At 64.5% G+C, this 20,274-nt stretch carries 17 protein-coding genes; 6 read left to right on the plus strand and 11 right to left on the minus strand.

Going from position 1 to position 20,274, the window contains the following annotated elements:
* Positions 1 to 190: 190 nt before the first annotated feature.
* Positions 191 to 595: a DUF2946 domain-containing protein gene (locus tag AC2CQI_RS01415; protein ID WP_484578885.1), complete on the plus strand. Its 405-nt coding sequence runs from the start codon at positions 191 to 193 to the stop codon at positions 593 to 595.
* A 77-nt stretch (positions 596 to 672) separates the two neighbouring features.
* The gene (locus AC2CQI_RS01420) at positions 673 to 2,733 is read left to right on the plus strand and encodes a TonB-dependent receptor (protein ID WP_484578886.1); all 2,061 of its coding nucleotides are present in this window, start codon (positions 673 to 675) and stop codon (positions 2,731 to 2,733) included.
* 66 nt (positions 2,734 to 2,799) lie between these two features.
* Here AC2CQI_RS01420 and AC2CQI_RS01425 read toward each other — a convergent pair whose 3' ends face one another.
* The 11 genes from AC2CQI_RS01425 to AC2CQI_RS01475 form a co-directional block, all read right to left on the minus strand.
* Positions 2,800 to 3,555, minus strand: coding sequence for an SDR family NAD(P)-dependent oxidoreductase (locus AC2CQI_RS01425; RefSeq protein WP_484578887.1), 756 nt, complete (start codon positions 3,553 to 3,555; stop codon positions 2,800 to 2,802).
* 208 nt (positions 3,556 to 3,763) lie between these two features.
* A complete protein-coding gene (locus tag AC2CQI_RS01430) occupies positions 3,764 to 4,468 on the minus strand; it encodes a GntR family transcriptional regulator (RefSeq protein ID WP_256721152.1) in 705 nt (234 codons plus the stop codon).
* A gap of 54 nt (positions 4,469 to 4,522) precedes the next feature.
* Positions 4,523 to 5,551 carry a proline racemase family protein gene (locus AC2CQI_RS01435; protein WP_075804230.1) on the minus strand — a complete coding sequence of 343 codons (1,029 nt, stop codon included), beginning with the start codon at positions 5,549 to 5,551 and terminating at the stop codon, positions 4,523 to 4,525.
* A 10-nt stretch (positions 5,552 to 5,561) separates the two neighbouring features.
* Positions 5,562 to 7,043 carry an aldehyde dehydrogenase family protein gene (locus AC2CQI_RS01440; protein ID WP_484578888.1) on the minus strand — a complete coding sequence of 494 codons (1,482 nt, stop codon included), beginning with the start codon at positions 7,041 to 7,043 and terminating at the stop codon, positions 5,562 to 5,564.
* Positions 7,040 to 8,320 (minus strand): NAD(P)/FAD-dependent oxidoreductase, encoded by a 1,281-nt coding sequence (locus AC2CQI_RS01445; protein ID WP_484578889.1) that lies wholly within the window; start codon positions 8,318 to 8,320, stop codon positions 7,040 to 7,042. Before AC2CQI_RS01445 ends, AC2CQI_RS01440 begins: the two co-directional genes overlap by 4 nt.
* Before the next feature lie 172 nt (positions 8,321 to 8,492).
* Positions 8,493 to 9,368: a dihydrodipicolinate synthase family protein gene (locus tag AC2CQI_RS01450; RefSeq protein WP_484578890.1), complete on the minus strand. Its 876-nt coding sequence runs from the start codon at positions 9,366 to 9,368 to the stop codon at positions 8,493 to 8,495.
* A gap of 30 nt (positions 9,369 to 9,398) precedes the next feature.
* Positions 9,399 to 10,064 carry an amino acid ABC transporter permease gene (locus tag AC2CQI_RS01455; RefSeq protein ID WP_484578891.1) on the minus strand — a complete coding sequence of 222 codons (666 nt, stop codon included), beginning with the start codon at positions 10,062 to 10,064 and terminating at the stop codon, positions 9,399 to 9,401.
* Positions 10,065 to 10,076: 12 nt separating this feature from the next.
* Positions 10,077 to 10,748: an amino acid ABC transporter permease gene (locus tag AC2CQI_RS01460; protein ID WP_484578892.1), complete on the minus strand. Its 672-nt coding sequence runs from the start codon at positions 10,746 to 10,748 to the stop codon at positions 10,077 to 10,079.
* A gap of 10 nt (positions 10,749 to 10,758) precedes the next feature.
* Positions 10,759 to 11,580, minus strand: a complete 822-nt coding sequence (locus AC2CQI_RS01465) for an amino acid ABC transporter ATP-binding protein (protein WP_484578893.1) — start codon at positions 11,578 to 11,580, stop codon at positions 10,759 to 10,761.
* A gap of 57 nt (positions 11,581 to 11,637) precedes the next feature.
* Positions 11,638 to 12,474, minus strand: coding sequence for a transporter substrate-binding domain-containing protein (locus tag AC2CQI_RS01470; protein WP_075805745.1), 837 nt, complete (start codon positions 12,472 to 12,474; stop codon positions 11,638 to 11,640).
* A 324-nt stretch (positions 12,475 to 12,798) separates the two neighbouring features.
* Positions 12,799 to 13,719, minus strand: a complete 921-nt coding sequence (locus AC2CQI_RS01475; protein ID WP_484578894.1) for a LysR family transcriptional regulator — start codon at positions 13,717 to 13,719, stop codon at positions 12,799 to 12,801.
* 101 nt (positions 13,720 to 13,820) lie between these two features.
* Here AC2CQI_RS01475 and aptA point away from each other — a divergent pair, with 101 nt between their 5' ends.
* From aptA to AC2CQI_RS01495, 4 genes are all read left to right on the plus strand, one after another.
* Positions 13,821 to 15,167, plus strand: a complete 1,347-nt coding sequence (gene aptA / locus AC2CQI_RS01480) for an omega-aminotransferase AptA (RefSeq protein WP_484578895.1) — start codon at positions 13,821 to 13,823, stop codon at positions 15,165 to 15,167.
* Between the two features lie 50 nt (positions 15,168 to 15,217).
* Complete coding sequence (locus AC2CQI_RS01485; protein ID WP_075805748.1) at positions 15,218 to 16,714, plus strand: CoA-acylating methylmalonate-semialdehyde dehydrogenase; 1,497 nt, start codon at positions 15,218 to 15,220, stop codon at positions 16,712 to 16,714.
* Positions 16,715 to 16,823: 109 nt separating this feature from the next.
* Entirely contained in the window at positions 16,824 to 18,128 is a 1,305-nt protein-coding gene (locus AC2CQI_RS01490; protein ID WP_484578896.1) for an aminotransferase class III-fold pyridoxal phosphate-dependent enzyme, read from the plus strand.
* A 132-nt stretch (positions 18,129 to 18,260) separates the two neighbouring features.
* Complete coding sequence (locus AC2CQI_RS01495; RefSeq protein WP_484578897.1) at positions 18,261 to 20,207, plus strand: methyl-accepting chemotaxis protein; 1,947 nt, start codon at positions 18,261 to 18,263, stop codon at positions 20,205 to 20,207.
* The last annotated feature ends 67 nt before the right edge of the window (positions 20,208 to 20,274 follow it).

The raw sequence follows: 20,274 nt of genomic DNA on the forward strand, positions 1-20,274 counted from the left end.
GAACCTGTGGTACGGGGCAGGGAAGCACATGTTGGCATAGCGCTTCGTCGATTGCTCGGCTACGGGGACGCGTCTGTGCCTGGAGCAAACAGGCCTGAAGCAGCCTGCCTGCGACAAAATGGCGCTGAATGGAACTTTTACAGACCGCCACGGATGGGGCTTAATGCGCAGCTTACCCATGGAGCGGTCCATGCTGTCACGTGTTCGCACTCACCTCTGGTTGCTCGCTTGCTTCGCAGTGTTGTTCAACCTGCTGGTGATGCCGCTCGACCGTTCCTTGCGCGAACCTGCTATTGACCAGTCGCTGCTTCTCGGCAGTTTCTGCAGTCTGCACGGTGTGCAGAGCCTGCCCAAGTCGCTGCTCGCGCAACTCAAGCTCGACCAGTCCGAACGCTCGGGCAGCGCCGACAGCAAGCCGCAATCCGGTGATTGCTGCTGCGGTCACGCCGGCCAGGCCGTGCTGCCGGGCGACTACTTCAAACACCTCTTCCCGCGTTTCTGGCCCGATGACCTGCTGCTGGGTCACGCTCCCACCTTGCCTCTGCCACGCGAACAGTGGCCCAACCTCAATCCGCGCGCCTCTCCCCTGGCCTGATCTGTCGACCATCCACCGGTCCCGCGCACAACGCGCGTGATGACCGTGCCCGACTTTTTTGCCAGGAAGCTTTGTCCATGCCTGCGTTCCGTAGCACCGCACGCGCTGTCTTGCCCGTGTTAACGATCACCTGTGTATCCAGCCTGAGCCCACTTTCCCAAGCCGTGGCTGAAACGCTGTCCAGCGATAACTCCACCCTCACCCTTGGCGCTGTCACGGTCAGCGGCAGTACGACCGGTCCATTGGCCACCAGCAGCGTGCTGAGCTCGGTGGACATCCTCGGCGCAGATATCGTCGAGAAGATGCCTGTGGCCTACAGCTGGGAGCTGTTCAGCCGTGCTCCTGGTGTCATGTTGACCGAATTCAACCAGGGCACCACCTCGGGCAAGCTCTCGTTCCGGGGCTTCAACGGTGAAGGCGAAGTCAACGCGGTCAAGCTGCTGGTCGATGGCATCCCGAGCAACACCAACGACGGCAACATGCCCTTCATCGATTCGGTGTTCCCGATGGACATCGACAGCATCGAAGTCGTGCGCGGTACCAGCGACCCGCGCTATGGCCTCAACAACATCGCCGGCAACGTCAACATCAACACCCGCACGGGCGGCAACTACAACAAGGCCCGCCTGCGCTACGGCAGCTTCAACACCCGCGAGGTGCAACTGGCCAAGGGCATCGAAACCAGCAACTGGACCCAGAACTACTTCTTCGCCCGCCAGCAGGTCGATGGCTATCGCGACCACGGCGACACCGAGCGCTACAGCTTCGGCGGCAAGTGGTTCTATACCCCTGACGACGGCAGCTTCCGCCTGGGCCTGATTGCCCGGCACTATGAGTCGCAGGCGCAGGAGGCCGGCTACCTGACCGAAGAGGATGCTCGCCACCACCCGCGCATGAGCAACGACTACAACGCGACGGACAAGGGTACGCGGCGCATGAACCAGGTCAGCCTGCATTTCGACACCGACCTTGCGGACACCTTGTCCTGGTCAGCGAAGACTTACCTCAATACCTTCGATGATCGTCGCTGGACCCAGTACTGGCGCACCAGCTCCCAGCAGGAACGCGATACCTACGAGGACCAGTACGGCGCCATCACCTCCCTGACCTGGCGCCCACAGGTCGACTGGCTGCACGCCTTCGCGCTGGAAGGCGGCAGCGATGTGCAGAAACAGGAAAACCGCAGCGAGCGCTATCGCACCCTGCAACGGGTGCGCCAGGCGCAGACCCGCAACCAGGACTTCGACTTCAATACGGTCGGCGCCTATGTGCAGGCTGAAATCGAGCCGGTCGAGTCGCTGAAAATCGTCCCGGCCTATCGGGTAGACAAGATCAATGGCGACTTCACCAACAAGCTGACCGGGCTGGACTCGGACATCAACGACTACGGGCTGATCAAGCAGCCCAAGCTCAGCATCGTTTACTCGCCCTGGACGTTCGCCAGTGTCTACGCCAACTGGGGCCGGACGTTCCAGGTGGGGACCGGTGCGGCGTCGTACAAGGTGCCGCCACGCAACGAGGACCTGGAGCCGTCGATCAACGAAGGCTGGGAAACCGGCGTCAAGTTCACCCCGGCCGAGTGGGTCGACGGCCGCGTGGCCTACTGGCGCCAGGACGCCACGGGCGAGGTCAGCCGTCGCCTCAACGACCCGAGCGGCGAGTCCGATAACGTCGGCGAAACCCGCCGCTGGGGCTATGACCTGCAGGTCAACCTGCAGCCGGATGAGCGTACCGAGGTGTGGATGTCCTATTCCTGGCAGTACTCGAAAATCCTGGAACCCAGCAGCGCACTGCCGGGTAGCAAGGGCAAGGAAATCGACCATGTACCGCATCATCTGTGGAACACCGGGATCAGCTACCAGGCCACACCTGCGCTTCAGCTGACAGCCTGGGCGAACGGGCAAACCCATTACTACCTGGAGCGTGAGAACACTCAAGGCGCCTACGGTGGCTATGTGCTGATGAATCTCGGGGCGACCTACAAGCTCAGCGAGTCGATGAGCGTGGATCTGCAACTGAAAAACCTGACCAATCGTTACTACGAGTACGTCTGGTTTGACCCGGATGGAGCTGACGCCTCGCTGCACTCGCCTGGAGATGGCCGTGCACTGTATGCCGGGCTGACCTTCGATTTCTGAAGGTTGTCCGGAACAGGCCACTGTAGAGATCGTTCGATCTCTACAGTGGCCGCCTTGGGGACAGCGTCAGGCCACCGCCTGCGCTCCGGTGATCTCCACCAGCGACCCACACATGAACGCCGCTTCCTCCGACGCCAGGAACGCCACCAGTGCCGCCACTTCCTCGGGTTTGCCGATGCGCCCGAACGGCACCATCCTGTCCAGGTCGGCGATGGTGCGGCCCGAGCGCGTGACCCCGGCTTCCAGCATCGGCGTGTGGATCTCGCCCGGGCACACCCCGTTCACCCGCACCTTGTGCGGCGCATAGTCCCGCGCCAGGTTCTGGGTGAAGGAGGCCACGGCGGCCTTGGTGACGTTGTAGGCGATATGCCCTGGCGCCGGGTACAGGCCCCACTGCGAGGCGGTGTTGACGATGGCGCCGCCACCGGCCTCGATCATCAGCGGCAGGACGGCGCGGCACAGGTGGAACATCGAGTCGAGGTTGACGGTGAAGCTGGTGTGCCAGTCGTCTTCGCTCAGGGCAAGCAGGTTGCCGCGGCGGTTGATCCCGGCGTTGTTCACCAGGATGTCGATGGCACCGAGTTGCTCGACGGTCTGCTGCACCAGCGCACGGCAGGCATCGCCCTGGGCGATATCCGCAGCGATCGCCACGGCTTTGCCGCCTTCGCTGCGGATCACCTCGACAACGCCCTGGGCCGCTTCCAGATTGACGTCACTGACTACCACCGCCGCGCCTTCACGGGCGAGACGGGCGGCAATGGCCGAACCGATACCGCCGGCGGCGCCGGTCACGATCGCTACCTTGTTTTCGAATCTGTGCATCGTCGACTCCCTTTGGATTTGTTGTGTGCAGAGCTGCATGCAAGCTATCCGGAGGGCATCAGGCTGTCAAGATGGCCAATGAACGTAAGAACGACACGGCCCCTGTGGGAGCTGGCTTGCCAGCGATTGCGTCGGTGAATTCACCATCGCTATCGCTGGCAAGCCAGCTCCCACAGGGGCCGCGTAAAGGTCGGAAAGCTGCTTCGGTTCAGGCGATCGACATGCGCGCCGTCAGGTTCTGCTGCATGTAGTCGAGGAACCGGCGCTGGAACAGCATGGTGTGTTCATGCGCTGCCGCTTCGGCCGCATCGGCATCCCGCGAGGCGATGGCCTCGATCATCTCGTCGTGATCGCGACCCAGGCGATGGGTGCTGGCGGAACTGACCACATGATCGAAATGCAGGTGCAGCAGGCGCTGCCCTTCACCGAGCAAGCGCTCGTAGTAATTGATGAAGTACGGGTTGCGCCCGGCTTGGGCAATGGCCATGTGGAAAGCCTTGTTCAGCTCGGACATGGCCTGGAAGTCGCCGCTGGTCACGGCCGCGAGATAGTCGGCATCGGCCTTGCGGATCGCCTCGAGGTCTTCCGCGCGGTGCTGGGTGGCAGCCAGGCGGGTGACCGCACGCTGGATCAGGTCCAGCGCGGAGATGTAGTTGGGAAACTCCTCGATCTCGAACGGCGTCACCAGGGTGGTGCGGTTCGGCAGGATGATCACCAGGCCCTCGGTGATCAGGCGGGCGAGGGCATCCCGGACCGGAGAGCGGGACAGCCCGAACTGCGCGGCCAGGGACACTTCGTCGAGCTGCACGCCCGGCTTGAGCTTGAGGGTGAGGATCTGCTTGCGCAGTTCCTCGTAGATGTAGCGCCCGCTATGGCGGCGTGGGCCGCTCTCGGTGTCGTTATCTTTTGCCATCATCAGGTCCCGGTTGGTCTGGCCGGCATCATACAGGCCCGGCCATTGTCGTCACTACTGGCTGGGGCCGACGCCCCAGGTATCACTGAGCATGAAGCCTGCCGCCAGCGGATCGTCCGGGTCCACACCCAGCTGTTGCAGGCCGTAGAGCCAGGCGCGGCCGGTGACCCGCGGCAGCACCGCCGGCTTGCCGCCAACCTCGGTGTGCCCGAGCAGCGTCACCTGGAACTGACCGCCGATGGTCGAGCGCGACACCAGTTGGTCGCCTGCCTGCACCAGGCCGCGGGCGGCCAGGGTGGCGAGGTTGGCCGAACTGCCGGTACCGCAGGGCGAGCGGTCGACCCGGCCCGGGGGCAGGGTAGTACAGGTCTGGTAGGTGCGCTCGTCCAGGCGATTGCGGAACATCACGTAGGCCACCTCGTTGACCGACGGCAGCAACGGATGCTGGATGCTCAACTGGCGGTTGATCACCTCCTTCAAGGCCACGCCGGTATCGGCCAGGGCCCGGGCATGCTCCGGGGCAATGGAGAGACCGATCTGCTCGACATCGATCAGTGCGTAGTACACGCCACCGAAGGCCACATCGACCTTGAGCGTGCCGAAGGCTTCGGTCTCGATGGCCAGGTCCAGGTGTTCGACGAACGCCGGCACCATGTCCAGCGAGACGCTGAGGCAGCGCCCGTCCGCGCACAGGGCGCGGGCGGTAACGAGGCCGGCGGGGGTGTCCAGCACCACCGTGGTCTCGGGCTCCTGCATGGGCACCATGCCCAGTTCCAGCAGGGCGGTGACCACGCAGATGCAGTTGCTCCCCGACATCGGGTGCGCCTTGTCCGCCTGCAGCACGATGAAGCCGGCGTGGGCCTCGGGACGGGTCGGCGGCAGCAGCAGGTTGACCGACATCTGCAGGCAGCCGCGCGGTTCCAGGGTCACCAGGCGACGCAGGCTGTCGTCGACCTCGTTGATGTGGTTCATCTTGTCCAGCATGGTGGCGCCCGGGATACCCAGGACGCCGCCGGTGATGACCTTGCCGATCTCGCCTTCGCAGTGCACCTCAGCGAGCTGAAGCGTCTGTTTCCAACGCATGGGTGTTACCTCACTTGATGTACCAGCCCCACGGCTGGTCGGTGTTGTAAGAGGTGATCTGCTTGGTTTCGAGGTAGTTGTTCAGGCCCCATTCACCCAGCTCGCGGCCGATGCCGCTCTGCTTGTAGCCGCCCCACGGCGCTTCGGTGAAGGTCGGCTGGGAGCAGTTGATCCAGACGATGCCGGCGCGGAACTTGCGGGCGACGCGCTCGCAGCGCTCCAGGTCCTTCGACATCACCGCGGCGCCGAGGCCGAAGCGCGAGTTGTTGGCGGATTTTACCGCTTCTTCCTCGGTGTCGAACGGACGGATGCACACCACCGGACCGAAGATCTCTTCGTTCCAGATCCAGCTGTCTTCCGGAACGTCGGCGAAGACGGTCGGTTGCAGGTAGAAGCCCTTGTCCAGGTGCGCCGGACGCTCGCCGCCGCAGACCAGGCGGGCACCGGCTTCCAGGCCGCTGGCGATGGCCTTGAGGGTGCCGTCGTACTGGTTGCGATTGACCAGCGGGCCGAGCAGCACGCCTTCTTCCAGGCCGTTGCCGATCTTGATCTTGCGGGTCTCTTCGGCCAGCCGGGCCAGCAGCGGCTCATAGGCGGCGCGCTCGACCAGCACGCGGGAGGTGGCGGAGCAGACTTCGCCCTTGTTCCAGAAGATGCCGAACATGATCCACTCGACCGCTTGCTCGATATCGCTGTCGGCGAAGATCACGAACGGCGACTTGCCGCCCAGCTCCAGGGTGACGTTCTTGATGTCCTGGGCGGCGGCCTGCATGATCCGGCTGCCCACCGGCACGCTGCCGGTGAACGCCAGCTTGTCCACGCCCGGGTGCGCGGTCAGCGCGGCACCGACGGTGGAGCCCGGGCCGGAGACGATGTTCAGCACGCCTGGCGGCAGGCCGGCGTCGTCGGCGATGCGCGCCAGTTCCAGGGCGGTCAGCGAGGTCTGTTCGGCGGGCTTGAGGATGATGCAGCAACCGGCGGCCAGGGCCGGGGCGATCTTCCACGAGGCCATCAGCATCGGGAAGTTCCACGGCACGATGGCGCCGGCCACGCCGATAGGCTCCTTGCGGGCGATCGCGCTGAAGCGGTCGTCGGACAGGCTCACGTCTTTTTCGCGGTTGCGATCGAGTTCTTCGGCCAGGTTGGCATAGAAGTCGAAGCAGCCGGCGGTGTCACCGATGTCCCACATGGCTTCGGGGAAGGGCTTGCCGTTGTCGCGGACCTCGATCGTCGCCAGTTCTTCCTGGCGGGCGCGAATGCCATCGGCGATCTTGCGCAGGTATTCGCCCCGCTCGGCACCGCTCAGGCGCGGCCACGGACCCTCGTCGAAGGCGGCGCGAGCGGCCTTGACCGCCACGTCCACGTCGGCGGCGCAGCCGGAGGCGACGCTGGCGATCAGGCTTTCGTCGCTCGGGTCATACGAGTTGAAGCTGCCACCGTTGATCGGGCTGACCCACTGGCCATTGATGTAGAACTGGTCGTAGCGGTTCATGCGTTTCCTCCAAGGACGGCGAAGCGTCGGGCACTGAATGCGGAAAGGTTCTGGTTTGGCGCGCGCCCGGCAGCGAGGTCGCAGACCAGGCGGCCGGTGGTAGCACCGAGGGTGAGACCGAGCTGGCCGTGGCCGAAGGCCAGGATGGCGTTCTTCAGGCGCGGCGAGCGGTCGATCACCGGTTTGGTGTCAGGCAGGAACGGGCGATAACCAACGCCGAACTCCATGCCTTGGGTGTTCAGTTGCGGCAGGACGCGGCGGGCCTTTTCCATGATGATTTCGGCACGCTTGAAATTGGGCTCGGCATTCGGGCCGGCGAACTCGATGGTGCCGCCGATCTGCAGGCCACGGGTCATCGGGGCGAAGCAGAAGCCGCCGTCGGCGTAGATCACCGAGTGGCGGATCTCCACTTCAGGTTGCGGCAGCACCGCCTGGTAGCCAGCGATGCCGGCCAGGGGAATGTTCACCCCCAGGCTGTCGAAGAACGGACGGGCGCCGGTGCCGGCCGCGACCACCAGCAGGTCGGCCGGTACGCGGGCGCCGTCTTCCAGGGTAACGCCGGTGGCCTTGTCGTGCTGCTCGTCGATCTTCGTCACGCGCTGGCGGACACGGATGCCACCCTGGGCGATGAAACTCTCGGTCAGGGCGGCGATAAACCCTTCGGTGTCGTTCACGGCGCGCCAGTCCGGGAACATCAGGCCGTGCTGGAATTTACCGGCCAGTGCCGGCTCCAGATCGGAAATCTCTGCCCCATTGAGTTCCTGGGAGCGGAAGCCCAGTTGCTTGCGCAGTTCCAGGTGCGGGCGTTCGTGTGCCAGGCCGGCCGGTGTGTCGAACACTTCGAGCACCGGGCGTTCGCCAAGCAGAGTCTTGTCGGGGCAAGCGTCGAGCAGCGGGGCATAGTCTTCGTAGACATGCTGGGTCAGGCGCGCCATGTCCTGGGCGATCTCGTTGATCTTCGAGGGACGGGCACAGGCCAGGAAGCGCATGAACCACGGCAGGATCCCCGGCAATGCGCTCGGGCGCAGGGCGAGGGGGCCTTTCTGGTCCAGCAGCCAGCCGGGGATCTTCATCAGGATGCCTGGCTTGGACAGCGGGATGACTTCGCTCACCGCCATCTGGCCACAGCTCCACTTGGCGGTGCTGTCGCCCGGGGCGGCCGGGTCGATCAGGGTGACCCGGTGGCCTTCGCGCTGCAGGTACAGCGCGCAGCACACGCCGACGATGCCACCACCGATGACCACTGCGTGTTGCGATGACGTTTGCGGGTTGTTCATGGGTGCAATGCTCGGAAAAAAGGGAAACCGGTTAGAAGGTATACCGTGTAGGAGCGTGGCTTGCCCGCGAAGGACCGCGTAGCGGTCCCAAAATTGTGTTGTCGCTACAAATCCGGGACCGCTGCGCGGTCCTTCGCGGGCGAGCCACGCTCCTACAGCGGGAGGGGCGCCCTTAGGCTTGCGACGCCTCGAACACCTTGCGGAACTCGGCCTTCTCTTCATCGGTCAGCGGCAGCAGCGGCGCGCGGGCCAGGCCGACCTTGAAGCCGGCCAGCTCGGCGCCGTACTTGACCTTCTGCACGAACTTGCCGCTTTCCAGGTTGGCCATGGCCGGGAACAGGCTGCGCATCACTTCCTGGGCGCCACGGATGTCGCCGGCGGTGAAGGCCTTGTGGAAGGCCACGACCTTCTCCGGGAAGATGTTGGCCGGACCGCAGATCCAGCTATCGGCGCCCCACAGGTAGAAGTCCAGGGCCTGGTCGTCGGAACCGCAGGACAGCTGGATGCCCTTGTACTTCTCGCCGATCTCGATGGCGCGCAGCAGGTTGCCGCTGCTTTCCTTGATGCCGATCACGCGCGGGTGCTGGTGCAGCGCGGCGATCACGTCCAGGCCGACTTCGACGTTGGTACGCACCGGATAGTTGTAGAGCACCACGTTGATCTCGGGGAAGGTGTCGAGAATGGTGTTGTAGTGGGCCAGCAGTTCTTCCTGGGACGGCAGCGCGTAATACGGCGGGGCGATCAGCAGGTTGGTGTAGCCAGCGTCGACGGTCTGTTTGATCTGTTCCAGCACTTCACGGGTGCAGGAGCCGTTGGCGCCGGCAATCAGCAGGCCGCGGTCGCCGACCACTTCCTTGACGGTGGCGAGGATCTGACGACGCTCGTCATTGGCCAGGGCGTAGTACTCGCCGGTCGAGCCCAGGGGTACGAAACCGCTGACACCAGCGGCCAGTTGGTGCTCGATGACCGAGGCCAGGGTGTCGTGATCGACTTTGCCAGCGGCGTCGAACGGGGTGACCAGGGCAGGCAGGATACCTTTCAGTTTCATCGGTGATTCTCCGGGTTGGTTAGGGTTGTGTCAGTAGGCGTAGCGGCGCAGCAGGCGCCCTTCGACCACGCCGACCAGACGGGTCAGCGGGAAGGCCACGAGGAAGTAGATGACGGCCACGGCCGAGAGGAACTCGACCGGGCGCGCGGTGCTGTTGGAAATGTTCTGGCCGACGAACATCAGGTCGGCGACGCCCACCGAAGAGATCAGCGCGCTCTCCTTGAACAGGCTGACCACGTTCGACAGCAGCGGCGGTACGGCGCGCAGCAGGGCTTGCGGGAAGATCACGTAAAGCACCTTGACCTTCGAGCCGAGGCCCAGGGCGGTACAGGCGTCGTGCTGCTCGCTGGCGATGGACTTGAGCGCGCCGCGGAAGGTCTCGCTGGTAATCGCGCCCATGAACAGGGTCAGGGCGATCAGCACCGACACATAGGGCGGGATGTCCAGGCCGAACACCACCGGGAAGCAGAAGAACACCCAGAACAGCTGGATCAGCAGCGGCGTACCGCGGAAGAACTCCACGTAAAGGGTCAGCGGCAAGCGCACCAGCGGGGTTTTCAGTTGGCGCAGCATGCTGACGGCAAAGCCCAGCAGGCTGCCCAGTACAGCGCAGGCGCCGGTGAAGGCCAGGGTCAGGCCGAGGCCCTTGAGCAGGACCGGCCAGTACTGCAGAACAACCGAGAAATCGAGTGGCATGGTTATCTCTCCTCAGCGCTGGCCGGCCAGTTCCTGGCGCCGTTCGAACCACTGCACCAATTGCGCTACCGGCAGCGACAGGGCGAAGTAGATGAGGGCGATCAGGGTGTAGGTTTCCAGCGGACGGTAGGCCTCGGTGGCCAGGCTCTTGCCCACGTACATCAGGTCGGCGACGGCGACGATCGCCACCAGTGCGCTCTGCTGCAGGGTGCCGATGCCATTGGTGATCAACACCGGCAGGGCACTGCGCAGCGACTGCGGCAGGATCACGTAGACGGTCCGTTGCCAGGAGCGCAGGCCTAGGGCGATGCACGCATCCAGGTGTTCCCGTGGTACCGCCTGCACGCCGGCGCGGTAGGCCTCGGCGTTGAACGCGGTCAGGTTCAGGCCCAGGGCGAGGAAGCCCATGGCGATCGGGTCGATGAACACGTCGAAGATCATCGGCACGCAATAGAAGAACCAGACGATCTGCAGCAGCGCCGGGGTGCAGCGGAAGAACTCGATGAACAGCTGCGCCGGCCAGCGGATGAAGAACCAGCGGCTCAGGGTCATCAGGCACAGGAGGAAGCCGCAGGTCAGGCCGATCAGGTTCGAGACCAGGGCCAGTTCCAGGGTCACCTTGAGGCCGTCGAGCAGGGCCGGCAGGCTGCCATTGAGGAAGTGGAAGTCGAATTGGTAGTTCATGGCATTGCCCTCAGTCGAACTGCACGACCTTTTCGAGGAACTCGCGTGTGCGGGCTTCCCGAGGCTGGGTGAAGATCTGGTCGGGATGGCCTTGCTCGACCACCTTGCCGTTGGCGCAGAACACCACCCGGGTGGCGATGTGACGGGCGAAGTGCATGTCGTGGGTGACGATGATCATTGCCATCTTTTGCTCGGCCAGCTGCATCATCACGTTCTGCACCTCGATGACCATTTCCGGGTCGAGGGCCGAGGTGACTTCGTCGAACAGCATCAGCCGGGGTTCGAGCATCAAGGCGCGGGCGATCGCCACGCGCTGCTTCTGCCCTCCCGAGAGCTGGCTCGGGTAGGCGTGCAGCTTGCTTTCCAGGCCCAGGCGGGCCAGGTAGGCACGGGCCTTCTCGGTGGCCTCGGCCTTGCCCAGGCCGTGGACCTTGGTCGGTGCCAGGATCAGGTTGCCCAGCACCGACAGGTGCGGGAACAGGGTGTAGTGCTGGAACACCATGCCGATCTGCTTGTGCAGCACGTCGTCCAGTGGCTTGCCCTGCTTGCGCTGGCCATCGATGTACGGCTTGCCCTGGAACTGGATGCTGCCGCCCTGGATGCCTTCCAGGCCCATCAGCACCCGCAGCAGCGAACTCTTGCCGCTGCCGGACGGGCCGATGATCACCAGGCGGTCGTCGGCGCGCATGTCCAGGTTCATCCCGTCCATCACCACCAGCTGTTCCGAATAGGCCTTGCGCACGTTCTGCAGGCGGATGAAGTTGCCGCCCTGGCCCGAATCCGGGGTGAACGAAGCCTGTGGCTGGGCAGCCACCAAATGAGGAGTGGTCATTGCAGTTGTCTCCGCGAGGGCGCGCCCGGCTGGCGGCCCCCGGTAGGTCGGCGGAAGTTACTGGGCTTTCTGGCCCGCGAGGATCTCGGCGGAAGCCTTGTCCACCAGTTGGTCGATCTCGCCCGAGGCGCGGCGCCCGGTGAGGTAGTCGTCAAGCTGGGCAAGGTCGGCGGCAGGGGTTTCCCGCGACAGGGCAAAGGACACGCCCTGCTTGGCCAGGGCCGGCACCGGCAGGACTTCCTTGACCCAGCTGTTGGCCATGGCGAACAGGTGGTTGGTGTCGTTGGCGTCGGCAAGGATGTCGGCGCGCTTGGACATCAGGGCCATGCGGGTTTCATCGGAGCCGGGCAGGCGCATCAGCTTCGCTTGCTTGATGGCGCCGGAGACCGCCTTGTCGGCGGCGGTGCCGGAGATCACGGCGATGGTCACGCCGGGCTTGTCGAAGTCGGCGAGGTCGGTGCCGGCGCTGGCGAACTTGGGGTTCTTGCCGTTGACCAGCAGGGAGATCTGGTAGTCGACGGCAGGCACCGAGAAGGCCACGGCCTTGGCCCGCTCCGGGGTGCTGTTGAGGGCCATGGCCATGTCCCACTTGCCGCTCTGGATACCGGCGACCTGGTTGTCCCAGCTGGTGTCGACGAACTCGGCCTTGACCTTCAGCACGTTCTCGGCGAAGTCGCGGCACAGGTCGACGAAGAAGCCGCTGTACTGCCCGCTGGCCGGGTCACGCATCACGTAGGGGGCGGCGATGGCCGCGCCGCAACGCAGTACGCCGGTCTTCTGCACGTTCTGCCAGGTCTGGGTATCGGCCTGGGCCGGGGCTTGGATCAGCAGCGTCAGTGCCGCAGTGAGGCAGGCAACGCTGCCGCCGAGTTTGCGAGAAAGGAACCGTGCCATGTTGAGTCTCTCTGGTGAGTTGTTCTTGTAGACAGACGAGCAAGTGAGAAGCAGAGCTGTGTTCTTGTTTGAGTGCTGCGTTGTGTGCAGCAATGCATTCAAGTTATTTCGAATCTGTTCGGGCTGTCAACACGGCTGAAAGAATTTTTGGAAGCAAAAACGCCCTCGCTCACCGTGATCGGTGAATGAGGGCGTTCAGAGGAGGGGGCGACACGGGGCCCCTGTGGGAGCTGGCTTGCCAGCGATGAGGCCGGCCTGGGCAATGAAGTTGTGAATTAGGGCCCTATCGCTGGCAAGCCAGCTCCCACAAGGACCGCAGTGGTTTCAGGCAGGGCTGTCAGTCAGTTCCAGCTCACTGAGAAACCGCTCGAGAATCAGGTTCTGCCGCCGTCCCTTGCGCAGCGCGATGGCGATCTTCGAGTCGAAATGCAGGCGCTGCGGGTCCAGGGCGACCATCTGCCCTTTCTCGACCCAGGTCGCGGCGTAATGGTCCGGCAGGAAGCCGATGTACGAACCTGTGAGGATCAGGAAAGCGATGCCCTCGCGGTCGGTCGCCGAGGCCGCGAAGCTGAGCAACTGGTGCAGGCCGATGGCCTCGGCAGTCATGCGGTACGCGGGAATCACCGCATCGGCCGCGGCCAGCTGCGCGTCGGTCACGCTCGCCGCCTGGGCGAACAACGGGTGCTCATGGCTGCAGTACAGGAACGAACGCTCCTCGTACAGCAGGCTGTAGTCCAGGCCGGACAAGGGTGTGATCAGCGGCACCGCGCCGACGTGCAGGCGCCCGTCGATCAGCCCGCGCTCGATCTCCCCTGGCGTGCTCATGCTCAGGTTGATCCGCACGCCGCTGCCCTCGGCGCGCACCGCCTTGAGGGCGTGGGTGATGCGCATTTTCGGCTGGGTCACCAGGTTGTTGACGATGGCCACGTTGAGGTCGCCGCGCAGTTGCTGGTGCATCTGGTTCACTTCGCTGCGAAAGCCCTCGATCGCCACCAGCACGGTCTCGCTGGCGCGCAGCACCTCGCGGCCCTGGTCGGTCAGGGCGAAACCGGCCCGGCCGCGCTGGCACAGGCGCATGCCCAGGCGCTTCTCCAGGTCGCCCATGTGCAGGCTGATGGCCGAGCGGGTGATCCCCAGCACGCTCTCGGCCCCGGAAAAACTGCCGCATTCGGCCACGGTCTTGAACACCCGCAGCAACCGGAGATCGAAATCGCTGACCTGGTGCAGCGGTGTTTTCTTTGTCATGGGTGAGTAATCCAATAACCGAGTGAAAGAAAATACAGATTTAACTGACATGAGTTCTGGATTCAAGCTAGGTGCTATCTACCCACCCTAGGGCAACCGTCATGAACCAGGCCTTGAACACAACAATTTCCCTGGCCAGCGGACTCCAGCTGGACTCCCACTGGATGCCGTTTTCGTCGAACCGCAATTTCCACAAGGACCCGCGCTTCATCGTCGGCGCCCAGGGCAACTGGCTGTTCGACGAGCAGGGCCGCAAGGTCTTCGACAGCCTGTCCGGCCTGTGGACCTGCGGTGCCGGCCATTCGCGCCCGGAAATCGCCGACGCCGTGGCCCGCCAGCTCACCACCCTGGATTACTCCCCAGCCTTCCAGTATGGCCATCCACTGTCGTTCAAGCTGTCGGAGAAGATCGCCAGTCTGACCCCGGGCGATCTCAATCATGTGTTCTTCACCGGTTCCGGCTCGGAATGCGCCGACACCTCGATCAAGATGGCCCGCGCCTACTGGCGCCTGAAAGGCCAGCCGCAGAAGACCCGGCTGATCGGCCGGGCCCGTGGCTACCACGGGGTGAACGTGGCCGGCACGTCCCTCGGCGGTATCGGTGGCAACCGCAAGATGTTCGGGCAACTGATGGATGTCGATCACCTGCCGCACACCCTGCAACCCGGGCTGGCCTTCACCAAGGGCGCCGCTGAAACCGGCGGCGTGGCCCTGGCCGACGAACTGCTGAAACTGATCGAACTGCACGACGCCTCGACCATCGCTGCGGTCATCGTCGAACCCATGTCCGGCTCGGCAGGCGTACTGGTGCCCCCTCAGGGCTACCTGCAACGGCTGCGGGAGATCTGCGACCAGCACGACATCCTGCTGATCTTCGACGAAGTGATCACCGCCTTCGGCCGCCTGGGCTGCATGACCGGCGCCGAGTACTTCGGCGTGACCCCGGACCTGATGAACGTGGCCAAGCAGATCACCAACGGCGCCATCCCCATGGGCGCGGTGATCGCCAGCCGTGAGATCTACGACACCTTCATGTACCAGGCGGCGCCCGAATACGCCGTCGAGTTCGCCCACGGCTACACCTATTCCGCCCATCCGGTGGCCTGCGCCGCCGCGCTCGCCACCTTCGAACTGCTGGAGAGGGACAACCTGGTCCGGCAGTCCGCCGAACTGGCACCGTATTTCGAGAAAGCCCTTCATGGCCTGAAGGGCGCGAAACACGTGGTCGATATCCGCAACTGCGGCCTGGCCGGCGCCCTGCAGATCGCCCCGCGCGACGGCGACGCGATCATCCGTCCGTTCGAGGCTGGCATGGCCCTGTGGAAGGCCGGCTTCTACGTCCGCTTCGGCGGCGACACCTTGCAGTTCGGCCCAACCTTCAACACCCAACCCCAGGAACTGGATCGCCTGTTCGATGCCGTGGGCGAAGCCCTGCACGGCATCAACTGAGTGACCCTTCCTTATATAAACCGCTTGCCAGCAAGCCTCGAGGAACCACGATGAGCACCATCAAGCACCTGATCCATGGCGAGTACGTCGCCGACGCCGCCCGCACCACCGACGTGTTCAATCCGTCCACCGGCCAGGCCATCCACACCCTGGGCCTGGCCAGCCGTGCCACCGTGCAGAAGGCCATCGACTCGGCCCAGGCCGCCTTCCCGGCCTGGCGCAACACCCCGCCGGCCAAGCGTGCCCAGGTGATGTTCCGCTTCAAGCAACTGCTGGAAGCCAACGAGCAGCGCATCGCCCAGCTGATCAGCGAAGAGCACGGCAAGACCCTCGAGGACGCCGTGGGCGAACTCAAGCGCGGCATCGAGAACGTCGAGTTCGCCTCGGCCGCCCCGGAAATCCTCAAGGGTGAATACAGCCGCAACGTCGGCCCGAACATCGACGCCTGGAGCGACCTGCAGCCAATCGGCGTGGTCGCCGGCATCACCCCGTTCAACTTCCCGGCCATGGTTCCGCTGTGGATGTACCCGCTGGCCATCGCCTGCGGCAACTGCTTCATCCTCAAGCCCTCCGAGCGTGACCCGAGCTCGACCCTGCTGATCGCCGAACTGCTGCACGAAGCCGGCCTGCCGAAAGGCGTTCTGAACGTGGTGCACGGTGACAAGGAAGCAGTGGACGCGCTGATCGAAGCACCGGAAGTGAAGGCCCTGAGCTTCGTCGGTTCGACCCCGATCGCCGAGTACATCTATGCCGAAGGCACCAAGCGCGGCAAGCGCGTGCAAGCACTGGGCGGCGCCAAGAACCACGCCGTGCTGATGCCTGATGCGGACCTGGACAACGCCGTCAGCGCCCTGATGGGTGCGGCCTACGGTTCCTGCGGCGAGCGCTGCATGGCGATCTCGGTCGCAGTGTGCGTCGGTGACCAGGTTGCCGATGCGCTGGTGGCCAAGCTGGTCCCGCAGATCAAGGCCCTGAAGATCGGTGCCGGTACCAACTGTGGCCTGGACATGGGCCCGCTGGTCACTGCCGCTGCCCGTGACAAGGTGCTGGGCTATATCGACGACGGCGTCGCCGCTGGCGCCGAAGTGGTCGTGGACGGCCGTGGCTTCAAGGTCGCCGGCAACGAGAACGGCTACTTCGTCGGCGGTACCCTGTTCGATCGCGTCTCCCCGGAAATGCGCATCTACAAGGAAGAGATCTTCGGTCCGGTGCTGTGCATCGTCCGTGTCGACAGCCTCGAAGCGGCGATCCAGCTGATCAACGACCACGAGTACGGCAACGGCACCTGCATCTTCACCCGTGACGGCGAGTCGGCCCGTCTGTTCTGCGACGAGATCGAAGTCGGCATGGTCGGCGTCAACGTACCGCTGCCGGTACCGGTGAGCTACCACAGCTTCGGCGGCTGGAAACGTTCGCTGTTTGGCGACCTGCACGCCTACGGCCCGGATGGCGTGCGCTTCTACACCCGCAAGAAAGCCATCACCCAGCGCTGGCCGAAACGTACCAGCCACGAGGCGGCGCAGTTCGCATTCCCTAGCAACAGCTAAGGAGTACCCGTTGTTCGGGCAACAGCGTCGGCGTCTGTTCTGACGGAGAAACGCCGCTGGCGCTGGTGCCCGCACTTTCATCCGATCCAGTCGAAGAGATCGATACAGCATGGCAATCAGCAACGATTACGTTAAAGGCCTTGATCGCGACTACGTGTTCCACTCGTGGTCGGTGCAAGGCGCACTCAACCCCCTGGTCATTGCCGGCGGGGAGGGCTGCACGGTCTGGGACTACGCAGGCAAGCGCTACCTGGACTTCTCCAGCCAGCTGGTCAACACCAACCTGGGACACCAGCATCCGGCAGTGATCGCGGCGATCCAGGAACAGGCCGCGACCCTGACCACCATTGCCCCGGCCACCGCCAACCTGATGCGTGGCGAAGCGGCCAAGCGCATCATCGAGCAGGCCCCGGCGGGTTTCAAAAAGGTCTTCTTCACCAACGGCGGCGCCGACGCCAACGAGAACGCCATCCGCATGGCCCGGCTGTTCACCGGTCGTGACAAGGTCCTGTCGTCGTACCGCTCCTATCACGGCAATACCGGCTCGGCGATCGTCGCCACCGGTGACCCGCGCCGTGTACCCAACGAATACGCCCGCGGCCACGTTCACTTCTTCACCCCGTACCTGTACCGCAGCGAGTTCAACGCGCAGACCGAGACCGAGGAAACCGAACGTGCCCTGCGCCATCTGCGTCGGGTCATCGAGAGCGAAGGCGCCGGTTCGATCGCGGCCATCCTCCTGGAGAGCCTGTCCGGTACCGCCGGCATCCTGATGCCCTCCGCTGCCTACATGCAGGGTGTACGCGAACTGGCCACCGAGTTCGGCATCCTGTTGATCCTCGACGAGGTGATGTCCGGTTTCGGCCGTACCGGCAAGTGGTTCGCCCTGGAGCACTACGGCGTGGTGCCTGACCTGATCACCTTCGCCAAGGGCGTCAACTCAGGGTACGTACCGGTCGGTGGCGTGATCATCTCCGAGCAGATCTGCGCGTACTTCGACACCCGCTACTTCCCCGGCGGCTTGACCTATTCCGGGCATCCGCTGGCGATGGCCTCGATCGTCGCGGCCATCGACGCGATGCGCAAGGAAGGCGTGGTCGAGAACGCCTTGGCAATCGGCAACGACCAGCTCGGTCCGCGCCTGCGCGAACTGCAGCAGCGTCATCCGGCGATCGGTGAAGTCCGCGGTGCCGGGGTGTTCTGGGCGCTGGAACTGGTCGCCAGCAAGGACAGCCGTGCGCCGCTGGCGGCGGACAAGATGCAGCAGATCAAGGCGCAACTGATGGAGCGCGGCCTGCTGCCCTTCATCGTCGAAAACCGCATTCATGTGGTGCCGCCGTGCGTCATTTCGGCTGCGCAGGTCGAGGAGGGCATCGCCATCCTCGATGACGTGCTCGGCGCCGTGCTGGGCTGACCACCACAACCCGCTGCCTGTCCTGGGCAGCGGGCACCCTTTCTTTGTCGAAAGCTCCGGCTCTAGACCTGGCCGCTCCCACACTGGCGGCCTTTTTCATTTCTGCCGACAACAAAAATCCAGAGAGCATCGATGAATATCAAGCACAAACTGACTTGCGCGTTCGCCGTGATCGCCGGGCTGCCCATCGCCTTGGTCACGGTCCTGATCATCCTCAACCTGCGGGAAGAGGCCCGTGGGCATTTCCTCGACAGCAGCAGCCGGGAGATCCAGCAGGTGGGCAATGCCATGCACCTGTTCTTCCAGGGCATCAGCCAGAACGTCGAGATGCTGGCGACCCAGCCCGAGGTGAGCGGTACCGGCGACAACCTGAACAAATACCGGGAGGCCCACACCCAGCCGTTGCCCCTGGGCGAGCAGGACCAGCGCCTGATGGACATGGCTGACCGCCTGGGCAAGTCCCATCCGGACTACGCCTACATTTCCTATGGCGTCGCCGACGGCGGGCATGTGACCTGGCCGCCGGGGCAGGTGCTGTCCAGCTACGACCCACGGCAGCGGCCGTGGTACCAACTGGCGATGGCCAATCCCGGTAGGACGCTGCGCACCGCGCCTTACTACTGGGCGGGTGACGATACGGTGCTGGTCAGTACCGTGCGCACGGTAGCCAACCGCCTGGGCAGCCAGGGCGGGGTGATCAATATCGACGTCTCGCTCAAGGGGCTGACCGCGATCATCAAGCAGATCACCCTGGGGGAGAGCGGCTACCTGATGCTGGTGGAGAACAGCGGCAACGTGATGGTCGACCCCCGCGAGCCCGCGCACAACTTCAAGCAATTGCAGGGCTTCGGTCCCGGTTATGCCGAGTTGGCGAGTGCTGGGGAAGGGTTGGTGGAAGTGGTATTGGACGGCAAGCCGTATATGGCCAACGTCCATCCTGATGCCCGGTTGGGCTGGACCTTCATCGGGCTGATCCCCACGGCGGAAGTGATGCAGGCCACGACCCGCCTGACCTGGCTGATCGCCGCGATTGCCTTGGTGCTGGCGGCGATCTTTGCGGCGGTGGGCGCGGCCTTCGCCTCGCTGATCGTGCGGCCGATCAACAGCGTCTCCAGCGGCCTTGAGAACATCGCCCAGGGCGAGGGCGACCTGACCCGCAGCCTGAGCGTCCGCGGCCGGGATGAAACCGCACAGCTCGCCAGTTGGTTCAACCAGTTCCTCGAAGCCATCCGCAGCCTGATCCAGAGCATTGGTGCGGCGGCGGCACAGATCCTGAGCAGCTCTGCCAGCTCCACTCGGGTCTCCGCTGACATGGCCGACGCCGCCAACCGCCAGCGCGAAGCCGTGGACATGGTCTCCACCGCGTTCCATGAAATGGTCGCCACCGCCAACGAGGTGGCGCGCTCCTGCAGCCAGGCGGCGCAGTCGGCGGACAGCGGGCAGCAACAGGCCCGGGATGGCCAGCAGGAGATCGATGCGGCGGTGCAGAGTGTTCATCGCCTGAGCGAGGAGATCGAGCAGTCGGCGCAGTCGATCCAGCAACTGGAGCGCGACAGCAATGACATTCAGTCTATCCTCGGCACCATCCGCTCGATCGCCGAGCAGACCAACCTGCTGGCCTTGAATGCGGCCATCGAGGCGGCGCGGGCGGGGGAGCAGGGGCGCGGGTTCGCGGTGGTGGCCGATGAAGTGCGGGCGCTGGCCAAGCGCACGGCGGACTCCACGGCGGAAATCGATGGTCTGCTGGGCAACCTGGCCAGTCGTACCGCCCAGGTGGCGGGGCAGATGCATGCCAGCCTGGAGGTGTCGGCGCAGTCGGTCGACAGCATCGGCAGGGCGCGGAACAGCTTCGGGCAGATCCGCGAATCGGTGGATGTGATCCGCGACATGAATACCCAGATTGCCACGGCGGCGGAGGAGCAGCACCAGGTGGCCGAGGAGATCCAGCGGCATATCGGGCAGATTCATGGGGATGCGCAGCAGGTGGCCGGGCTGGCGCAGGCGGCGCGGGAGGATTCGCGGAGTCTGGCGGTGTTGTCTGGGGAGCTGGATCAACTGGTGCGGCGGTTCCGCACATAAGACGGGACCGCACAACCCTGTAGGAGCGTGGCTTGCCCGCGAAGGACCGCGCAGCGGTCCCAAAATA

The organism is Pseudomonas sp. P2S-1 (genome assembly GCF_057197725.1).